Here is a 17,766-nt window from a genome sequence, read left to right on the forward strand (position 1 = left end):
TAAAGGCTTGATAAGCCGTGTTTACGGAGAATAAATTGAAATTATTTACCCAGATTATTTTAGCGTGCCTGTTTGCATTCACAAGTTCAGTGTTTGCCCAATCAACAGGCTGGCTAGAGAACCCAAATCATCCACCAGTTAAAGCCAAGTTCATGCTTACTGGTGAGTTAGATGAAGCAACCAATACCTTGCCTGGCGTGTTAGAGGTGCAACTCGATGGTGACTGGAAAACCTATTGGCGTAGCCCTGGTGAGGGCGGTATTGCGCCTAGTATCGACTGGAGCGGCTCAACTAACCTTGACGAAGTTGACTGGCAATGGCCTGCACCAGAGCAGTTTTCATTACTTGGGCTACAAACGTTTGGTTACCACAATCAAGCGACATTCCCAATCTCAGTTAAAGTGGATGATGCCAATAAACCGACCCGTTTACAGGGTAAGTTTACGCTGTCGTCTTGCACCAATGTGTGCGTATTAACAGACTATGAAATTAACCTCGATATTGATCCTGACACCATGACGGCCGATGTCGATGCGATGTTTGCCTACAATAAAGCGCAGTCGTTGGTTCCGCAAAAAAGCACGAATGCGAGCCTAGATATCGGCTGGGACGCAGCGGCTAAACAGCTACAAATTGAGATGGATGATAATGGCTGGGTAATGCCTAAGTTCATTATCGATGGTGAGCCTGATACCACATTTAAGTTTGTGCGTTTTGAGCGTTTCGAAACAGAATCAGCGACTAATAAATTGCGCGCAGTGTTTGATGCGTCGAGCTGGTTAGGCGATCCAGAGTTGATTGGTAAATCCCTTAACCTTACCGTTATTGGTCATGATAAGTCGGCAGAGTATCGCGCCGAAGTTACACCAACCACAGTACAAGCTAGCTCTTCATCTTTACTACAGATCTTGCTGGTAGCGCTACTTGGCGGCTTAATTCTTAACGTAATGCCATGTGTATTGCCTGTGCTGGGGATGAAACTTAGCTCGGTGATAGCAGCGCCAAACCTACAACAAAGCCAAATTCGTAAACAGTTTATTGCCTCTGCCTTAGGGATTTTAGTTTCGTTTTGGATCTTAGCGGGCTTTATTCTGGTGCTTAAATTTACTGGCCAAGCGATAGGCTGGGGCGTGCAGTTCCAAAACCCTTGGTTTATTGGTTTTATGGCTGTGGTGACCTCAGTGTTTGCCATAAATATGCTGGGGGCATTTGAAATTAATTTGCCATCAAGCTTGCAAACTAAGCTGGCAACGACAGGCGGCAATGATCACAAAGGTCATTTTTTACAAGGCATGTTTGCTACCTTACTGGCGACTCCTTGTAGTGCGCCTTTCTTAGGCACTGCTGTTGCCTTTGCACTTGGTGCCGACGTATTGAGCCTATTTGTTATTTTTAGCGCACTGGCGTTAGGTATGGCACTGCCTTGGTTATTGGTGGCTGCATTTCCGCAAATAGCGAGTTACTTCCCGAAACCGGGTCGCTGGATGAACGTGGTCAAAATCGTGTTCTCAGGCTTGCTGTTATTAACGAGCTTGTGGCTTATCAGCCTATTAGCCAATTTTGTTGCGAGTAGCTTATTGTGGGTGATTGCTGCTGTATTAACCCTTGGTTTTTTAATTGCCATGGCCAAGGTGCACGGTAAATCCGCGGCGATTGCCAGTATTAGTATCGGTATTGCTGTTGTTGCTATTGCAGGGTTTGCAACTTCTGATAGATGGGCGCAGCCGTTGCCTACCGACCTTGATTGGCGACCACTTAATGAAGCCGAAATTGCTCAGCAAGTTGCCGCGGGTAAAACCGTATTTGTGGATGTAACTGCTGACTGGTGTATTACCTGTAAAGCCAACAAGGTTGGGGTGATCTTGCAAGATCCGGTTTATAGCCAATTGAAAGCAGATGAGATGGTATTGATGGTTGGTGATTGGACAAAACCATCGAAGCCGATTACCGACTATCTGCAAAGCCACAACCGTTTTGGGGTGCCATTTAATGTGGTCTACGGCCCGAACGCCCCCGATGGCATAGAGCTGCCAGTGATCTTATCAAGCACAGATGTCATTAATGCGATTAATGCCGCGTCGGCTAAGTTCTAGCGTCTACTTATATGGTTAATAAGCCCTTATACGGCTTATACAGCGAATACTGCTAAGGCGATGAATACGATTTTGTCGCACATCTATCTATTGCAGCCCTGAGTTGATAACCGGGCTGCAGCGAGCCCATTTTTTTTGAGTGGCATCAGCGACTCGAGTGAGACTTTTATGAAAAATCAACTAAACAAAAATGAACTAACAAGTGCTAATTTTATCGGTTTTAGCAAGAAGACGGCTTTGACCTTTATCGGATTACTTAGCCTTACTGCAATAGGCTTTCTCGGTAGCCAGTTAGCCACAAGTCAGCTTGTTAGTGCTAGCGATTCGAGCCTGTCAGCAGCGCAGCAGCAAGAGGTTAAAGCGATAGTCAAAGAGCTGCTCGTTAATGATCCTGAGCTACTAAAAGAAGCGTTTATTGCCCTGCAAACTCGAGAGATGATGAAAGAGCAAGCTGGAATTGAGCAAATTATTTCAGCAAATCAGCAGGCGTTATTTGAAACGCCAACTGATCCATGGAAAGGTGCAGAAAACGGCGAGATCACCATGGTATATTTTACTGACTTTAACTGCCCTTATTGCAAACAGTTAGAGCCTGAATTAGACAAGTTAATGGCAGAGTTTCCACAGCTTAAAATCATTATCAAAATGGTGCCACTACAAGGGCAAAGCGCAGTTGATGCGGTGGATTTCGCCCAAACTGTTTGGCTCAATGAGCCTGAGAAATATCTGAAAGTAAAAGATACCTTAATGTCTGCACCGCGCAGATTAGACAGCCAAGCGATTGCTAAAGTTGCGAGTATCACAGGCACCACGCAATGGTTAAACAATACTGATAGCCGAGTTGCTGATGCGGTGTCAGCTAACTTGAACCTTATGCGTACTTTGCGAATTGGTGGCACGCCAAGCATGGTGATTGGCGACCAAATTGTTGCCGGACTTGTGCCATTTGAGCAGTTAAAGCAGCACGTTGAACTGGCATTGGAGGCGCAAAATGGCGATAAATGACCCTCTGCAGCAGACTGAAAGTAGTCAGCGGCAGTCTTTGGGTAAAAAGCTGTTTGCCTGGCTGAAACAGCTGTTATTTATGTTGGTGTTATTAACTGTGTTCTCTGCTGCGCTGGATATATGGCGCAGCCGCGATATGCCTAAAACTGACTTACCCAATATTCAAGCAACTACGCTGCAAGGCGAGGCAATAGATCTGTTGGCGATGAGCCATGAGCAACCTGTGCTGCTGTATTTTTGGGGCACTTGGTGTCCGGTTTGCAGCTTTGTGAGCCCGTCGGTAAATATCATGGCGGGTAGCTATCCGGTAGTGAGTGTGGCGATGACATCAGGGCCTGATAAAAAAATGCAGCAATACTTGCAGCATAAGGGGTATGAGTTTGCAGTGGTGAACGACCCAAAAGGTGAAATTGCCCAGCAGTGGTCGATGCAAGTCACGCCGACTCTCATGGTGATTGAAGATGGTGAGCTTGCTTATTACACTAGCGGTTTTACAAGCTTGCCGGGGATCTGGTGGCGAATGCTATTTGCATAATGTGATGATGGTTATCACTGCTATGGGCTTATCTTATTAAAGGCATAGAAACTAAAGAGCGTTAACTAGATTGCTAATAATTATGGCTTAAACCTGACTAAAACAGATGTTGTTCTATACTGATTAACATCAATACTTGCACACTGTTGGAGTCACTATGAGTCATACCTATAAGATCATCGAACTAACAGGATCGTCTCCAATTAGTTCTGATGAAGCGATAAAAAATGCGATTGCTGCGGCCAACGAGTCGTTAAAACATTTACGTTGGTTTCAAGTTGTTGAAACTCGAGGTCATCTAGAAGAAGGTATGGTGGCGCACTGGCAGGTAACAATTAAAGTCGGCTTCACCTTAGATCCCAAGGCGTAGTAGCTATAATAAATAGCATTAAACAAAATGGGCGCTAAGTTAGCGCCCATTTTTTATGCGTCTCGCGGCAGGCCTTTTTCGACACTGCGGATCACTCTTTGAGTTTTTCGATTAACCAATGCTGCAGTTTGTTCATTCTGCGCAATATTGCCTTGTTTGGCGGTTTGCTCTGCCAGTGCCCAATCAATATGCTCAAGCACCATGTCATCGACTTCATCAGATTGCTTGCGCGCCACTAGTGCTTGGACTATGGCTTGGTTATAAGGCGCGTTACCTAGGGCTACGGCGATATTTCTTAGCCAACGGGCATGGCCAATACGCCGAATAGGGCTACCTTCTGTTAGCTTTAAAAACTCTGCTTCACTCCAAGCAAACAGTTCTAGTAACTGCGGTTGTTTGAGCTGCGACCGTGTATGAAAATCGCTTTCCTCGGTGAGTGGCGCTTTACTATTAACTGGGCAAACCAATTGGCAGTCATCACAGCCGTAAATGCGGTTACCTATAGCTTGTCTAAATTCAAGCGGAATCGCCCCTTGTAACTCAATAGTGAGATACGAGATACAGCGGCTTCCATCAACAATATAAGGCTCAACAATGGCGTTAGTTGGGCAAGACTTAATACAAGCAACGCAGGTTTTACAACCCTCTGCTACAGGGATATCTACTGGCAGTGGCAGATCGATTAATAGCTCGCCAAGAAAAAACCAGCTACCGACGTCTTCACTGAGTAATAAACTGTGTTTGCCGGTCCAACCAAGACCCGCTTTATCAGCTAGAGGTCGCTCTAAAATAGGGGCCGAGTCGACAAACGGGCGTGAGTTTGGCTTGGTTATACCTAGGCCTGTTAGCTCTGCTTCAATCTTATCGCCGAGCTTTTTAAGGCGATTACGGATCATCTTGTGATAGTCTCGGCCGCCTGCATAGCGAGAGATGTAGGCTAGGTTGGGATCATTAAGATTAAAGGCAAACCCCGCTTCTGGTGGTAGGTAATTCATCCGCGCTGAAATTACCCGTTGAGTGCCAGGGTGCAACTCGTGTGGGCGGGCTCGCATCATGCCGTGGTTCGCCATGTAGCCCATCTCACCGTGATAGCCATTGTCTAGCCACTGCTGCAGTTTAGGCTCTTCATCTGTAAGGTCTGTGTCACAAATTCCGATTTGCGCAAAGCCTAACTCTTGCCCCCAAACTTTAATTTTAAGGGCTAATTCGCCTAGTTGAACGGCGGTTAAGTTGGTAAGTGGAGCAAGTTGTGAAGGTGAGTCTGACATAGATCTATTTACGGCTTTGATTAACCGCTAATGATAGCAGTTAATCAAGGGAAATAGGTATACGTGTGTCTAACTCATTTGCGCTTGATTGCGTCCATCAGCCTTGGCTTGATACAGCGCTTTATCGGCTTGCTTTAATAGGCTAGATAGTTTGTGGTTGTCAGACTTTAGACTCGCAACACCGGCACTAATGGTTAGTTTGAAACCCTGTGGGAAAGATTTGAAGTCGGCGTTACTTATTTTTTGTACTAAAGTCGATGCAATTTCGTAAGCTTGAGTTTTATTGGTATTGGGTAAGATAATTAAAAACTCTTCACCGCCTACTCGCGCAGCTTCTTGGTCACCACTTAGTTCATTACGGCAAATTTGTGCTAGTAATTTCAGCGCTAGATCGCCAACTTCGTGGCCAAAGTTATCGTTTATCGCTTTAAAGTTATCTGCGTCAAAACTGATAACTGAAAACGCGACTTGTGCTTTTATCGCTTGCTCTAAACACAGTTGAGCCTTGTCATAAATATAGCGGCGGTTAGGGAGCTGGGTTAAGTCGTCGGTTAGCGCAAGGCTTGATAGCAACTTGTTCTTTTGGCTCTGCTTGTAGGCAAAAACAGAAAGAATAAGCAGAATTAGGCCGCCTAAAATAATGATAATCCACTGCTGTAACTTATTTTGCTCTAGCATGGCCAGCTCTATGTCTCTGAGCTGCTGATTTTCAATTAGGTGATTATTTTCCTGCTCTATTTGGTCAGCGTTAAAGCGGGTACGCATCTCTGTGGTATGGCTAGAGAGTAGTTTTTTGTCGAGCTCATTATGCAGTTTTACATATTCGTTGAGAGCGACATAAGCTTGTTGCCAGTTTAGTTGCTTTACAAATATCTCACTCTTGAGTTGCTGCAGTTGCGCTAAGCCTGTGATGTTTTTGACACGTTCAAAGGCATCGCGGGCTTCGTTAACGCTTGCTAAAGCATTATCAAATTGATTTTCAGCTAGATAGATTTGTGCTTGAAATAGGTGTAAAAAAGCGTAGAAGCCTTCATCAGAAGCTAAAATATGTGGTGCTGCACTGTCTAAGTATTGCTGAGCCTGCTCAAATTCACCGAGCTTAATTAAAGTGCCCGCGATATTTACGCCAACAGTAGCCTGACCCATTTGATCACCTTTTTTGCCCCAATATAGATAAGCCTCATTAAAGCGTGCTTTTGCCCGTTCTAAATGACCTAGCTCCTCTTCAGCAATAGCGATGGAAACAGAGATTGTATTTGCGACATCAAAATTGCCGCTGGCAATTTTGCTTTGGTGTAGCTGCTTAAAATACCGAATAGCACTTTTTTGATCGCCCAGTCGGCGATAAGCATTGGCAATTTCATACAGGTTGAGCTCTTCCCAAGCAGGTAGGTTGAGATTTTGATACATCGACTGTGCCGTGATTAAATCTTCAAGTGCTTGGGTAAAATTACCTTGGTAAGAGTGTAAGTAGCCACGAATGCTGCGAGCATCAGCGACTAGGCGTAAATCCTCTATTTTGTAGGCATCATTTACCGCTTTGTTATAACTTTTTAATGCGACCTCAACCTCACCATTTTGTTCTAAATACCAAGCTTTACACATAGCTAAATCAAGTTGATGGCTAGGGTATTGTGCCAATAGTGGGTTCTTTAATGCCTCTTCTACAAAGGCTAGCGCCTTATCAATTTCACCTTCAGTGTATATATCAAATGACCAGCAGCGAGCACGATCTTTACGTAATTGACGCCAAGCATCATTTGGTGCGATGAGGCTGTCTAACTCGTCAATATAGGCAAGGTATTGCTGATGGTCATTGATCGCAATGCCATTATCAATCGCAGTAAAAATGGCATCGGCTTTTAAGGGATTTTTAGAATTGGCAAAGCCTAGGTTGCTGACTAAAAGCAAGCAACTAATAAGCAGAACTTTTACTACGAAAAAAGACTTTGCCATTTGTAATGTTTTTGTATTGAAGTCGTTGATATACATGGCCAAGCATACACCATATTCTCTTGAAAAGGATAGTTTTTTACAGTGTAGTACACAGTTGTAAAAGTTGCTCACGTAAAAGGTGCAATAAAAATAAATGTTTAAAGTTGTTTACACTGTTTGTTGATGTTTCATTGGGTCGTTTGTATTGCCTAAGCGCTGCATTGCAGCGCTTTATATTTTTTACAGACTGCGGACTTGGTCGCGCCCCTCATGCTTCGCTATATAAAGTGCATCATCAGCTCTTTTCAAAAGTGGCAGTAGTTTATGATCGTTAACACTTAGGCTTGAAACTCCGGCGCTGATGGTGATTGAGAACCCTGGTGGGAAGGCGCTAAAGTTAGCATTACGAACTTGTTCTACTAAATGCTGAGCGACGATTATCGCCTGTTCTTTTTCGGTGTGAGGTAACACAATTAAAAACTCTTCACCGCCAACGCGAGCTGCTGTGTATTTATCTCCTAAAACTGAGCGACATGTATCGGCAAGTAGCTTAAGAGTATTATCGCCAACGTCATGGCCATATGTATCGTTTACTCGTTTAAAGTAGTCGGCATCAAAAGCAATAAAAGACAGTGGTAGTTCATAAATTTTCGCAGCCTCAAAGCAGCGCTGAGCTTTACTATATATATAACGGCGGTTAGGTAGCTTAGTTAAGTCATCAGTAAGCGCGAGCGTGGACAATAATTTGTTCTTTTGCGACTGTTTATAAGCAAATAGCGAGATAATGATAATAATTAGTCCGCCAAGCACGATAATAATGCCTTGCTGCAACTTGTTTTGCTCAAGCATAGCTAGCTCAAGTTCTCTGAGCTGCTCGTTTTCAATTAAGTGTCGATTTTCATTTTCAATCTGATCGGTATTAAAACGGGTACGCATCTCTGTGGTGTAACTAGAGAGTAACTTTTGATCTATCTGTTGCCTTAGTTCTATATATTGACTCTGAGCATTAAAGGCTTGTTGCCATAGATCTTGCTGACGCAGAACTTGGGTTTCAATCTGTAATAATTGCGCTAAACCACTGGCGTTTTTCAGGCGTTCAAATGCGGAGCGAGAAAGTGCGATGCTCTTATGTGCTTGCTCAAATTTGCTTTCTGCAAGATAAACCTGAGCGTAAAACAAGTGCATATAGCTGTAAAAGCCGGGGTCGTTTTCAAAAATGGTCAGCTCAGCTTCTGCTAAGTATTGTTTGGCTTGGTTATACTCAGCGAGTTTAATTAAGGTACCGGCAATATTAACTGCGACTGTTGCCTGTAAGGCTGTATCGCCTGTGCGCTGCCAGTAGCGATAGCTTTGTTCAAATAAGGCCTTAGAGCGTTGTAAGTTGCCTAGCTCTTCCTCTGCAATCGCAATCGAAGCCAGCATAGTATTGGCTGAGTCGAAGTTGTTGTTTTTACGTTTAAGTTCTTCAAGCTTTCTAAAATAGCGGATGGCACTTTTAGGATCGCCAAAGCGGCGATAAGCTTTAGCAATTTCGTACAGGTTTATTTCGACAAAAATGGGTAATTTGAGGTTGTCGTATAAGGTTTGCGCGCTAATTAAGTCTTCTAAGGCTTGGGTAAAGTTACCTTGGAATGAATGCAAATAGCCGCGCATGGCACGAGTGTCTGCAACAAGGCGCAATTCTTCTATTTCATAGGCTTTTTGCAGTATTTTATTGTAGCCAGTGAGTGCGGTGTCAACATCGCCATCGCGCTCAAGATACCAATTTTGGCAGAGCTCTAGCCCTAATTTGTGGTCCGGGTAATTTGATAGCTCGGGATGGGTAAGGGCATGTTTTGCATAGCTGAGCGCCTCGCTAACCTGACCCTCTTCAAAAATATTGTATGACCAACAACGAGCACGCGCTAAGCGAAGTTTTCTCGCCACATCATCGTGGGCAATAAGAGTCTCTACCTCAGCAACTAATTTGTGGTAAAGCTGATTATCATAAACAGCCTCACCGCTATCAATACGAGTAAACAACGCATCAGCTTTGGCATTATTATTTGGATCTGCATAACTTAAATTGCTAATTGACATCAGACTTAGCAAAAGCAGTAATCTTATTAACAAAACGGGCTTGGCCATTGAGCAGACTCTATCATTGATATTCATGCGCAAGCATACACTATATCGTATAAATTATATCTCTTTTTAACGTACTAATTTTATTGGTTAAAAATGCATTTTATAAGTCTTTTTACATTTAGCTTAAGCGGTCTGTGTAGTAAGGGTCTTTAGTAAAATCGCGACAGCTTTCAGCCAATAGCATTGCTATTTTTTAGCAGATATTTGCCGAAAAATAAGAGCGTTATGGGGCTGATAAATACTCATTATCTTCACTTTGGCAATAGCCATGATTTTAAGGCTAATGAATTTGAGCAAGGATTGATATAATTGCACCAAGAGTGCTATTACCAGCGCTAATTTTAGAGAGAAAGAGATGACTGAAGTAACTCAAGCTTATAAAGAGCGCGCCGAGCAAGTGGCACTTAATGTTTGCAATACCGTAATGCCGATGAACGATATCCCAGAGGGATTATTTGAAGCTTATGCCAATCTTTGTAATGAGCTGATTGAAGATAAAGACTTAAAATTCAGCGCCGGTTGGGATGCCTTGCCTGCAAGTGCTAAGAGCTTATTGCCAAAAGAAGATTTCCACGGTTTCTACATTGCTAACGCCTGGTTCCAGTTAAGCCGCGTAGCACAAGACATTGCAGATATGGCTGATACAGACGATGAAATCGCTGAGAAAGAATACAATGGTATTTTCACCCGCTTGTCAGACGCTTCGCTTAAAGAAAGTGTACGTAAGTTGAAAAAAGCACGAACAGACCGTTCGATGCTTAACAGCATTAAGGCTGTGATTGCTGGAAAGTAGTTTTAACTTTTTGCTAAAAGTTAAGTCAAAAAGGCTACAGGGTTTCTGTAGCCTTTTTTGTTTCTGTTTGTGGTGATTGGGTATTTTGCTATCTCACAGAGCGAGGCTAGCAATGTAAGCTTATTTAAGCACTGCTTGAAATCAACCATTAGTGGTTCCAATGGCCTGCGGCCGGCGTATGTGCAGATACTGCAGTGACACGCTGCAAGTCCATCCCTGGAAGCTCGACCATGACATCCATGTCATGGATGGTCACGGCCGCATCTACACTAGGTTAGACAAGCATTACTCTGAGGATTCGGAGCTATAATAATGCAGAACATTATATGTTGGTTATTCGCTCCGACCCCTTTGTGGATCCAATAGTCTCTTGTTATATTTTTTCCAGCTCACACAATGTCTCAAACACCTTTATGTAGCTTAAAGCAAAAATTAAATGTTCAAGCGCAAGGGGGATTTCATAGTTCTCTAATCCATCAAAATCATGGCAGGTTAAAGCTTGTAGCATTCTTGTGGTAACTAAAGTTCGACAATACTCAGAGTAAAGATTGACATTTCTTTTTATTTGAAAAGCATCTGGTACAAGAGAATTTCTTTTTAACCCTTCTTTCAGCTCTTCTTCAATTAAAGCTATCTCCGTCACCAATACGTTAAAATTATCTCGATGCTCTAACATTGAAGGTATTAATGATTGAAACAGCTCGTTTCTTTTGTCATAACTCAATTCAGCAGAGAGAACCTTGAATGCATTCTGAATTGAGTATGAGCGCGCAATTTTTTCTGAAGCCGTTGGCTCAAATTTTGTTTTCTTCGAAAATAATAGCTTCATCAATCCATCACTTTTAGTTTCACACTCACTAACAAACGACTGATTTATCCATTTCAAATTTCTTAATTGATGCTTCAGTAGCACAGGATTGTCTAAATTATTGGACAAAATGATTTTGGATATATCATCAACCATGCACCGAAAGTGAAGTGATAGATCTACTTTATCATCATATTTCTCGAGCACGGAATAGACTTCAAACTTAGCTTTATCAAGTGTTGGTATGAACTTCTTAGTAAGTTCTACGAGCTTCACATTAGATTCATAGAGCAAGGAAACATACTCATCACTAGCTTCTTTTAATGCTACCGAATTCCTCAAATGCGAGTATTCAGAGTGTAGCCCCTCAAGCCTGACTATTAACCTATTGATTTCTTTCGTGTTATCCTTGTCTTTTCGCCACGTGTACAGTAATGCTAAACCAGCTATTGTCGGACCTAGTAAATCGATAAATTCCAAGGTGCCTCCCATAAATATAACGCCCACTTAACAGGCAAATGCTGGTTGGCTAAAATCCGAAGCGCAGCGTAGGAATCAACCAGTATTTATCCTTGTTTAAGCGCTTGTTAAATGGCTTTAGTCGTAATAGAAATCTTCATCGTAGCCAAAATTTGTATCCATTGTTTGTGGCAACCAACCGAACTCCTCTAGAAGTTCAGCACGTAAACCTTTATACCAATTTTTAGCTGTAATGCAGGGCATTAAACCCTCACTGGTAACACGATGCACCACACCAGTAACAATAAATATATTATTTAATTCCTGTTCATAAAGATGCCCAGAATCTAAGAGTTCCCCAACACGAGGAACGTATTCAGACTCTATAAAAACAGGGTCACCGATTAAAGAGTTTGTTTTTGTAAAATGTTGAATCCTAATTTTTGGCACAATGCCTCCTTGTCATTTAACAGTATATTAGGCTGAATTCCGAATAAGAACGGTCTTAATAAGAACAGGTCGCCAATACTTTAATCACTCAAGACTAACAGTAAACCATACTGTTAACAATGAGTTAAAGTATGGAAAGAACTGACTCTTTTTTTATTTATCTGAGTGAAACAAAGAAGCTCCGACATTGCATAAAGTGCAACATAAAGGGGGCGGAGCAAATTAGCGACAGGTAATAAATTAGCCTTATGGCCATAACTCTAAATCACCAGAATTATGCTTATCTAATTCAGTGTAGATACGGACGTGACGGTCCATGACATGGTGAGAGATAACGAAGTTATCAAGCTATCGAACGAGAGGTAGGATGCCGAACTGGCTTTTTAGCAGGGATGCTATTCGTCATGGGCGAGCTTACAAGGATGTATTCATAGCGTGTCACGGCAGTGTTTGCACATACGCCCGCCGCAGGCGATTAGCTGCCATGAAGCTAAAAGGCAGAACTCACTTTGGGGATAAGTAAGCTACGACACTTACAGGAAACACCTATTCCCCCATCGAAGTTGCCGAAATACGGAGATGAAAATGCCGTGGAGCCATCATGGATGATGGTTCAGGCTTGGGGGGACATGGATGTCCCATCTGAGCCGTTAGGCGATTTTTATTGGAGTATGAGGCCCGTATCTAATGCATGTAACTTCGTCGGGGCGGCTGGGGCGGTGAAAGAGGGGATTGCTGTTGATCCCCTCTTTCCCTTGTGTGAGCTGGAAGCTCACGACTTTTATCAAGCGCAGCTTGATATGCGACATAGCCATGATGTTAACTGTTAGACGCAGTCTAACTTAAAAGTCAGGCGAAGCCTGATTGCAAACTAACGACCAAATAACCTCAAAGCCCAAAACAAAAAAGCAGCCAAATATGACTGCTTTTGATTTCAACTTCGCTAATGAACGTTGCGAATACTAACGTTCAGAACTAGAACGAAGTTCTTTTATAACGTCGATACTCTGCCATCCAAAAGTTATCGTCAATGGCATAATTCAGTTGCTCTGGGGTCACAGGCAAGGCATGGCCTTCTTCAATCGCCATTCGCGCTACAGCAAAGGCAATATGCTTACTCACCTTATGAATGTCTTCAAGCTTAGGCAGCAGTGAACCTTCACCATCAATCGCTAGCGGTGAACACTCGGCTAACGCGCGACTTGATGCCATTAGCATGGCATCGCTAACACGCTTTGAACCTGAAGCTAATACACCTAGACCTATGCCAGGGAAGATATAGCTGTTATTACACTGAGCGATTTCATAAGTTACATCGTCAACCACTACTGGCTCAAATGGGCTGCCGGTTGCTACTAATGCTTGGCCTTGAGTCCAATGCAGAATGTCTTTTGGCGTTGCTTCAACACGGCTAGTTGGATTCGACAGTGGGAACACAATTGGGCGTTTGCAATGACTATGCATCGCTTTGATGATCTCTTCTGTAAATAACCCCGGCGCGCCTGATACACCAATCAATACTGTTGGTTTAGCGTTATTTACCACATCAAGTAGTGAGATGTTGTCGCTGAAGTTATCCCAGTCAGCAATATTATCGCAGTTTTGTGCCAGCTTTTGCTGGAATGGCAGCAAGTTAGGCATGTTCGACTGCAGCATGCCCCAGCGATCCACCATAAACACTTGCTTGCGTGCTTGCTCTTCGCTAATGCCTTCAGACACCATTTGTGCCACGATTGCCTCGGCAATACCACAGCCGGCTGAGCCTGCGCCTAAGAAGGTAATGCGCTGCTCGCTTAGCTTACTTTTGGCGGCTTTACATGCGGCAAGTAGTGAACCTACGGTTACCGCTGCTGTGCCTTGAATGTCATCGTTAAAGCAGCAGTATTGATCTTTATAACGCTCAAGCAGTGGCATGGCGTTCTTCTGCGCAAAATCTTCAAACTGAATTAATGCATCTGGCCAGCGGCGGCTAACGGCTTGCATAAAGGCTTCAACAAACTCAGTGTATTCTTCACCGCCAATACGTGGGCTACGCATGCCCATATACATTGGGTCCTCTAGTAAATGCGGATTATCGGTACCCACATCTAAAGTGATTGGTAAGGTGTAAGCTGGACTAATACCACCACAGCTGGTGTATAACGATAGCTTACCAATTGGGATCCCCATGCCGCCAATACCTTGGTCACCTAGACCTAAGATGCGCTCACCGTCAGTGACTACGATGATTTTTACTTTTTGGCGCGTAGAGTTATTAAGAATGTCGTCGATGCGGTCTTTGTTGGCGTAAGAGATAAACAGGCCACGGTTACGGCGATAGTCTTTAGAGAAGCGCTCACAAGCCATACCCACTGTTGGGGTATAGATGATAGGCATCATCTCGGTAATGTGGTTTTGTACTAGACGGTAGTAAAGAGTCTCGTTGGTATCTTGAATGTTGCGTAGATAGATATGCTTGTCGAGATCATTGCTGAAGTTTTTATATTGGTCATAAGCACGTGATGCTTGCTCTTCAATAGTCTCAATAACGTGCGGCAGTAAGCCTTCAAGATTAAAAAAGATCCTTTCCTCTTCGGTAAAAGCACTACCTTTGTTGATCAAAGGGGCTTCTAAAATGGCTGGACCGGCAAAAGGAAGATAGAGGGGGCGTTTGTTATCGTCCATTGGAAACCTTTTCGTTGTTATTGTGGGATGGATGACGCTAATCACGGAAGACTAACACAAAGTGTGATCTTTGTTAGCGTTTGCGGCGGAATTAGGCAAAAAATTTTCATCATTTTTGTTTAAATAACCGCTAATTTAGCGAGCTAAAACAAAGATTCGCGGATATAAAAAAGCACCGCCAGTGGCAGTGCTTTTTTAGTCGCTTTATAGACTAATTCTATTTTGAATTAGTTAGCGTTTTCTGGACGGTGCTTGATTGATAAGCCCATCAAGAAATTACGTAATACTTGGTCGCCACATGGCTTGTAATGCTTGTGACCAGGCTTTCTAAATAGTGCGCCTAGCTCAGACTTGCTCATGTTGAACTCTGCAAGTTCTAGCGCTTCAATGATATCGTCTTCACGTAGTTCAAATGCCACTCTTAACTTCTTGAAGATAAGGTTGTTGGTCAATTGAGATACAGGTTCTGGAGCTTCTGCACCTGGCTTTAGGCCACGTTTGTAAATCACTAAACCGTCTAAGAAACGACACATGTTCTTGTCATTAAGAGGCGCGTAACCTTCTTCATGCTCTTTTTTTAGCATGTCGATCATTTGCTCTTGTGTCACTTCGTGCTTAGTCTTAGCAAAAATTCGGATCATCTTTGCGTTGCTTAAGTCGAGGATATAGCGAACTTTACGTAAAATATCATTGTTAATCATGGATTTGATTTCTTCTAACTTTAGGATCGCGCGGCTGCGCGATTATCGAGCGCAAGTATAGCAGAATTTAGCCTTTAAATAGCAATTACTCTGCAGCTCTTGCGGCCGTATTTGCTGGAGCCATTGCATTTTCAACTGCGTTAACACCTGCCTGATACAGTTTGGCAACCGGGCGATTTTCAAGCGCTATCAATCTGCTGCGAATACTGTTACGAATATCATCGTGTAAGCCAAAGGTTCGCTCTCGGTCGCTGAGATCCCAAGCAGTATTTTCTAAGATAAGTAAACTGACTTTAGATTTAGGATAATACACAGCTAGGCTGACATAACCGGGTAAATAGCCACTGTGACTGTATTCGACGAGTTGTTCGTCACGGCTAATTTGTGTGCCGTAGCCGTATTCCAGTACGCCCCACCTATGCTCGCGTGTGGCTTGTGGAGAGGTCATTAATGCCAGACTCTTTGGGCTAAGCAGTTTGCCGTTATACAGCGCATCTTGAAAACGGCCATAGGCTTCAACAGATGCAGCCATGCCGCCAAAGGCTATCATTGGCTTATCAATGCTAAGTTCAACCGGGGTTAATTGTGATAGTGATTTTCCATCTGCACCTTCAGTTAACGTCTCGCTGTTACCTAAAATAAAGTTAGCGTGGGTTGTTTTAATGTCATTGATATCGCCCGTTTCGGCGAATAGGCCATCGAGTTGATTTTGTTGATTGAGCTGTTTTACTAGTTCATTGATGGGTAGTTGGTAAACTACTTCAAGTATGTCGCCAAGTAGGGCGTAACCATAATTTGAGTATTGAAATTGACTTCCCGGTTTAAAACTTGGTAATTCGCCAAGGTTTAACAGCCCCGATGTGTGGCTAAGTAATTGCGATACCGTAACACTTGGCGGAACATAGGCGCGAGGCTTATTGCCATCTTTTAGTAAGTAATGGCTGACGCTTTTATCTAAATCAATTAGCCCGGCATCGACGGCTTGTAAAACGAGTGTCGCTGTTACTTGTTTGGATAAAGAGCCGATTAAAAAGCTTGAGTCATTATCAATATGGTCGCCAGAGATATAGGCAAACACAGGTTGGCTATCTTGCTTAATCATTATCACGCCACTAAAAGGGCGCTCGCTTTGGTTGATAATGGTCGGCAGTTGTTTGGCGAGATCACTATTTGCTGTTCTATTTGCACTTGCTTTGTTTGCAGCCCAAAGGCAGCAGCCTACAACGACTGAGCCTATAAGTGTTTTTGTTATTAGGTGCATTAAGGTGTCGGTGTCCGTTTACGTTATTTGGTTATCATCCAATAGATAAAGAGCGCGGCAAAACTGACTAAGTAAATTAATCCTAGCCATGAAAGGACTCGCATGGCGCTACCATACCTATCTGCTGGCAAAAGTGCTGTGCTGATCATCAACTTATAGTTAAGCCAAGCAAAAACCACTGTTGTCATAAAGGCGAGGATCATAACAAATTCGAGTAGAGGAAGTAGAGCACCTTTAAAAAACAATATGATACAAAGACCAAAAACACACAGCGCCAACATTACAAGGTTTAGTCTGCGTTCACTGTCACCTTGCTTAGTTAGCAATTGCCAGCCCATATTTAAGGTGCGGCTGTAACCGTCAATTACGGTGACTGTGGTACTGAAAATACATAAAAACGCCACTGCGCCGATAAGGTAGCGGGTTTCACTGCCCATGACTTGGCTGTAGAGATTAATAAGCTGGTTGGCAAATTTCACTCCAGACGCTGAGAACTGCTCGCCGCTGCCATGCATCACTAACGCACCTAAGGCGAGAAATACTACGGCTAGCAGAGCCGTCATAAGGTAGCCAAAGTTAAAATCAAACAGCGCTTGTTGCTTACTAACTGGTTGCAGCTTTTGCTTTTCAATTAACCATAATGAGTTCCATGCGCTGACCTCAATCGGGGCGGGCATCCAGCCCATCATTGCCACTAAAAATCCCACATATGCCCATTGCCAAGGTGACTGACTTACAAAATTTGGCTCAAGCAAACTTGGTGCATTAAAGGCGAGTGCTACAGCAATTAAAGTGGTTAAGGTGAGGGCGAGCATAATCACCTTGGTCATTTTATCGAGCAGGGCGTAATGGCCAAAAATTAAAATAATCAAACTAGAGAGCAGCACCAGTAGCGCTAGAACATCAATTGCTAGAGGCACAAATTGAGTCAACATGGCCGCGGTGAGCATTGCAACACCAGCGGTACTGGCTACCGCAGCAATACTGTTTAGTAGCGTAAATACCATTAAGTATTTACGTCCTTGTTTTAAATAGCCTTGTAGTAGGTTTTCGCCGGTGGCTGCTGTGTAGCGTGCGCCAGCGGCAAAAAATGGGTATTTAAGTAAGTTTACCGCCAAAATAACCCAAGCAAGTTGCCAACCAAACTCTGCACCGGCGCGAGTGGATGCGACTAAATGTGAGGCGCCAATAGCGGCTGCGGCCATCAGTAGCCCAGGTCCTATGCTGCTAAAAAGTCGTGATAGATTCATTTTGGGGTTAGCGAGAGTCGCACTTTGTTGATTCATATTGATTGCTG

General features: G+C 43.4%; 15 protein-coding genes. 6 read left to right on the plus strand and 9 right to left on the minus strand.

The features are described 5' to 3' along the window. Window positions 1-35 precede the first annotated feature (35 nt). From L2740_RS05165 to L2740_RS05180, 4 genes are all read left to right on the plus strand, one after another. Window positions 36-2,093: a protein-disulfide reductase DsbD family protein gene (locus L2740_RS05165; RefSeq protein ID WP_248949044.1), complete on the plus strand. Its 2,058-nt coding sequence runs from the start codon at window positions 36-38 to the stop codon at window positions 2,091-2,093. A gap of 168 nt (window positions 2,094-2,261) precedes the next feature. Then, the gene (locus L2740_RS05170) at window positions 2,262-3,098 is read left to right on the plus strand and encodes a DsbA family protein (protein WP_248949045.1); all 837 of its coding nucleotides are present in this window, start codon (window positions 2,262-2,264) and stop codon (window positions 3,096-3,098) included. After that, on the plus strand, window positions 3,085-3,633 hold the full coding sequence (locus tag L2740_RS05175; protein WP_248949046.1) for a protein disulfide oxidoreductase: 549 nt from the start codon (window positions 3,085-3,087) through the stop codon (window positions 3,631-3,633). The genes L2740_RS05170 and L2740_RS05175 overlap by 14 nt, the downstream gene beginning before the upstream one ends. A gap of 157 nt (window positions 3,634-3,790) precedes the next feature. Next, window positions 3,791-4,003, plus strand: coding sequence for a dodecin (locus L2740_RS05180; protein WP_248949047.1), 213 nt, complete (start codon window positions 3,791-3,793; stop codon window positions 4,001-4,003). A 53-nt stretch (window positions 4,004-4,056) separates the two neighbouring features. Here the strand turns inward: L2740_RS05180 and queG are convergent, their stop codons facing one another. The 3 genes from queG to L2740_RS05195 all read right to left on the minus strand — a co-directional run bounded on the left by queG (window position 4,057) and on the right by L2740_RS05195 (window position 9,285). Further along, window positions 4,057-5,271: a tRNA epoxyqueuosine(34) reductase QueG gene (queG, locus tag L2740_RS05185; RefSeq protein WP_248949048.1), complete on the minus strand. Its 1,215-nt coding sequence runs from the start codon at window positions 5,269-5,271 to the stop codon at window positions 4,057-4,059. 69 nt (window positions 5,272-5,340) lie between these two features. Then, complete coding sequence (locus L2740_RS05190; RefSeq protein ID WP_248949049.1) at window positions 5,341-7,227, minus strand: GGDEF domain-containing protein; 1,887 nt, start codon at window positions 7,225-7,227, stop codon at window positions 5,341-5,343. 219 nt (window positions 7,228-7,446) lie between these two features. After that, a complete protein-coding gene (locus tag L2740_RS05195) occupies window positions 7,447-9,285 on the minus strand; it encodes a diguanylate cyclase (RefSeq protein ID WP_248949050.1) in 1,839 nt (612 codons plus the stop codon). Window positions 9,286-9,688: 403 nt separating this feature from the next. Between L2740_RS05195 and L2740_RS05200 the strand changes: the two genes are divergently transcribed. Then, window positions 9,689-10,126 carry a DUF3069 domain-containing protein gene (locus L2740_RS05200; protein WP_248469903.1) on the plus strand — a complete coding sequence of 146 codons (438 nt, stop codon included), beginning with the start codon at window positions 9,689-9,691 and terminating at the stop codon, window positions 10,124-10,126. 373 nt (window positions 10,127-10,499) lie between these two features. On the opposite strand, the gene L2740_RS05205 is transcribed toward L2740_RS05200, so the two are convergent. After that, window positions 10,500-11,414, minus strand: coding sequence for a hypothetical protein (locus L2740_RS05205; protein WP_248949051.1), 915 nt, complete (start codon window positions 11,412-11,414; stop codon window positions 10,500-10,502). Between the two features lie 117 nt (window positions 11,415-11,531). After that, window positions 11,532-11,843 (minus strand): hypothetical protein, encoded by a 312-nt coding sequence (locus tag L2740_RS05210; protein WP_248949052.1) that lies wholly within the window; start codon window positions 11,841-11,843, stop codon window positions 11,532-11,534. A 590-nt stretch (window positions 11,844-12,433) separates the two neighbouring features. Between L2740_RS05210 and L2740_RS05215 the strand changes: the two genes are divergently transcribed. Beyond that, the gene (locus L2740_RS05215; protein WP_248949053.1) at window positions 12,434-12,673 is read left to right on the plus strand and encodes a hypothetical protein; all 240 of its coding nucleotides are present in this window, start codon (window positions 12,434-12,436) and stop codon (window positions 12,671-12,673) included. Window positions 12,674-12,818: 145 nt separating this feature from the next. Here the strand turns inward: L2740_RS05215 and L2740_RS05220 are convergent, their stop codons facing one another. The 4 genes from L2740_RS05220 to L2740_RS05235 all read right to left on the minus strand — a co-directional run bounded on the left by L2740_RS05220 (window position 12,819) and on the right by L2740_RS05235 (window position 17,755). Next, window positions 12,819-14,507 carry an NAD-dependent malic enzyme gene (locus L2740_RS05220; protein ID WP_248949054.1) on the minus strand — a complete coding sequence of 563 codons (1,689 nt, stop codon included), beginning with the start codon at window positions 14,505-14,507 and terminating at the stop codon, window positions 12,819-12,821. Window positions 14,508-14,734: 227 nt separating this feature from the next. After that, window positions 14,735-15,208, minus strand: coding sequence for a YehS family protein (locus L2740_RS05225; protein WP_248949055.1), 474 nt, complete (start codon window positions 15,206-15,208; stop codon window positions 14,735-14,737). A gap of 85 nt (window positions 15,209-15,293) precedes the next feature. Then, window positions 15,294-16,310, minus strand: coding sequence for a serine hydrolase domain-containing protein (locus L2740_RS05230; RefSeq protein ID WP_248949056.1), 1,017 nt, complete (start codon window positions 16,308-16,310; stop codon window positions 15,294-15,296). 182 nt (window positions 16,311-16,492) lie between these two features. Beyond that, window positions 16,493-17,755: an Nramp family divalent metal transporter gene (locus L2740_RS05235; RefSeq protein WP_248949057.1), complete on the minus strand. Its 1,263-nt coding sequence runs from the start codon at window positions 17,753-17,755 to the stop codon at window positions 16,493-16,495. Window positions 17,756-17,766: the final 11 nt, after the last annotated feature.

Origin of the sequence: Shewanella pneumatophori, assembly GCF_023283895.1 — a bacterium.
GTDB classification, from domain to species: Bacteria; Pseudomonadota; Gammaproteobacteria; order Enterobacterales; family Shewanellaceae; genus Shewanella; species Shewanella pneumatophori.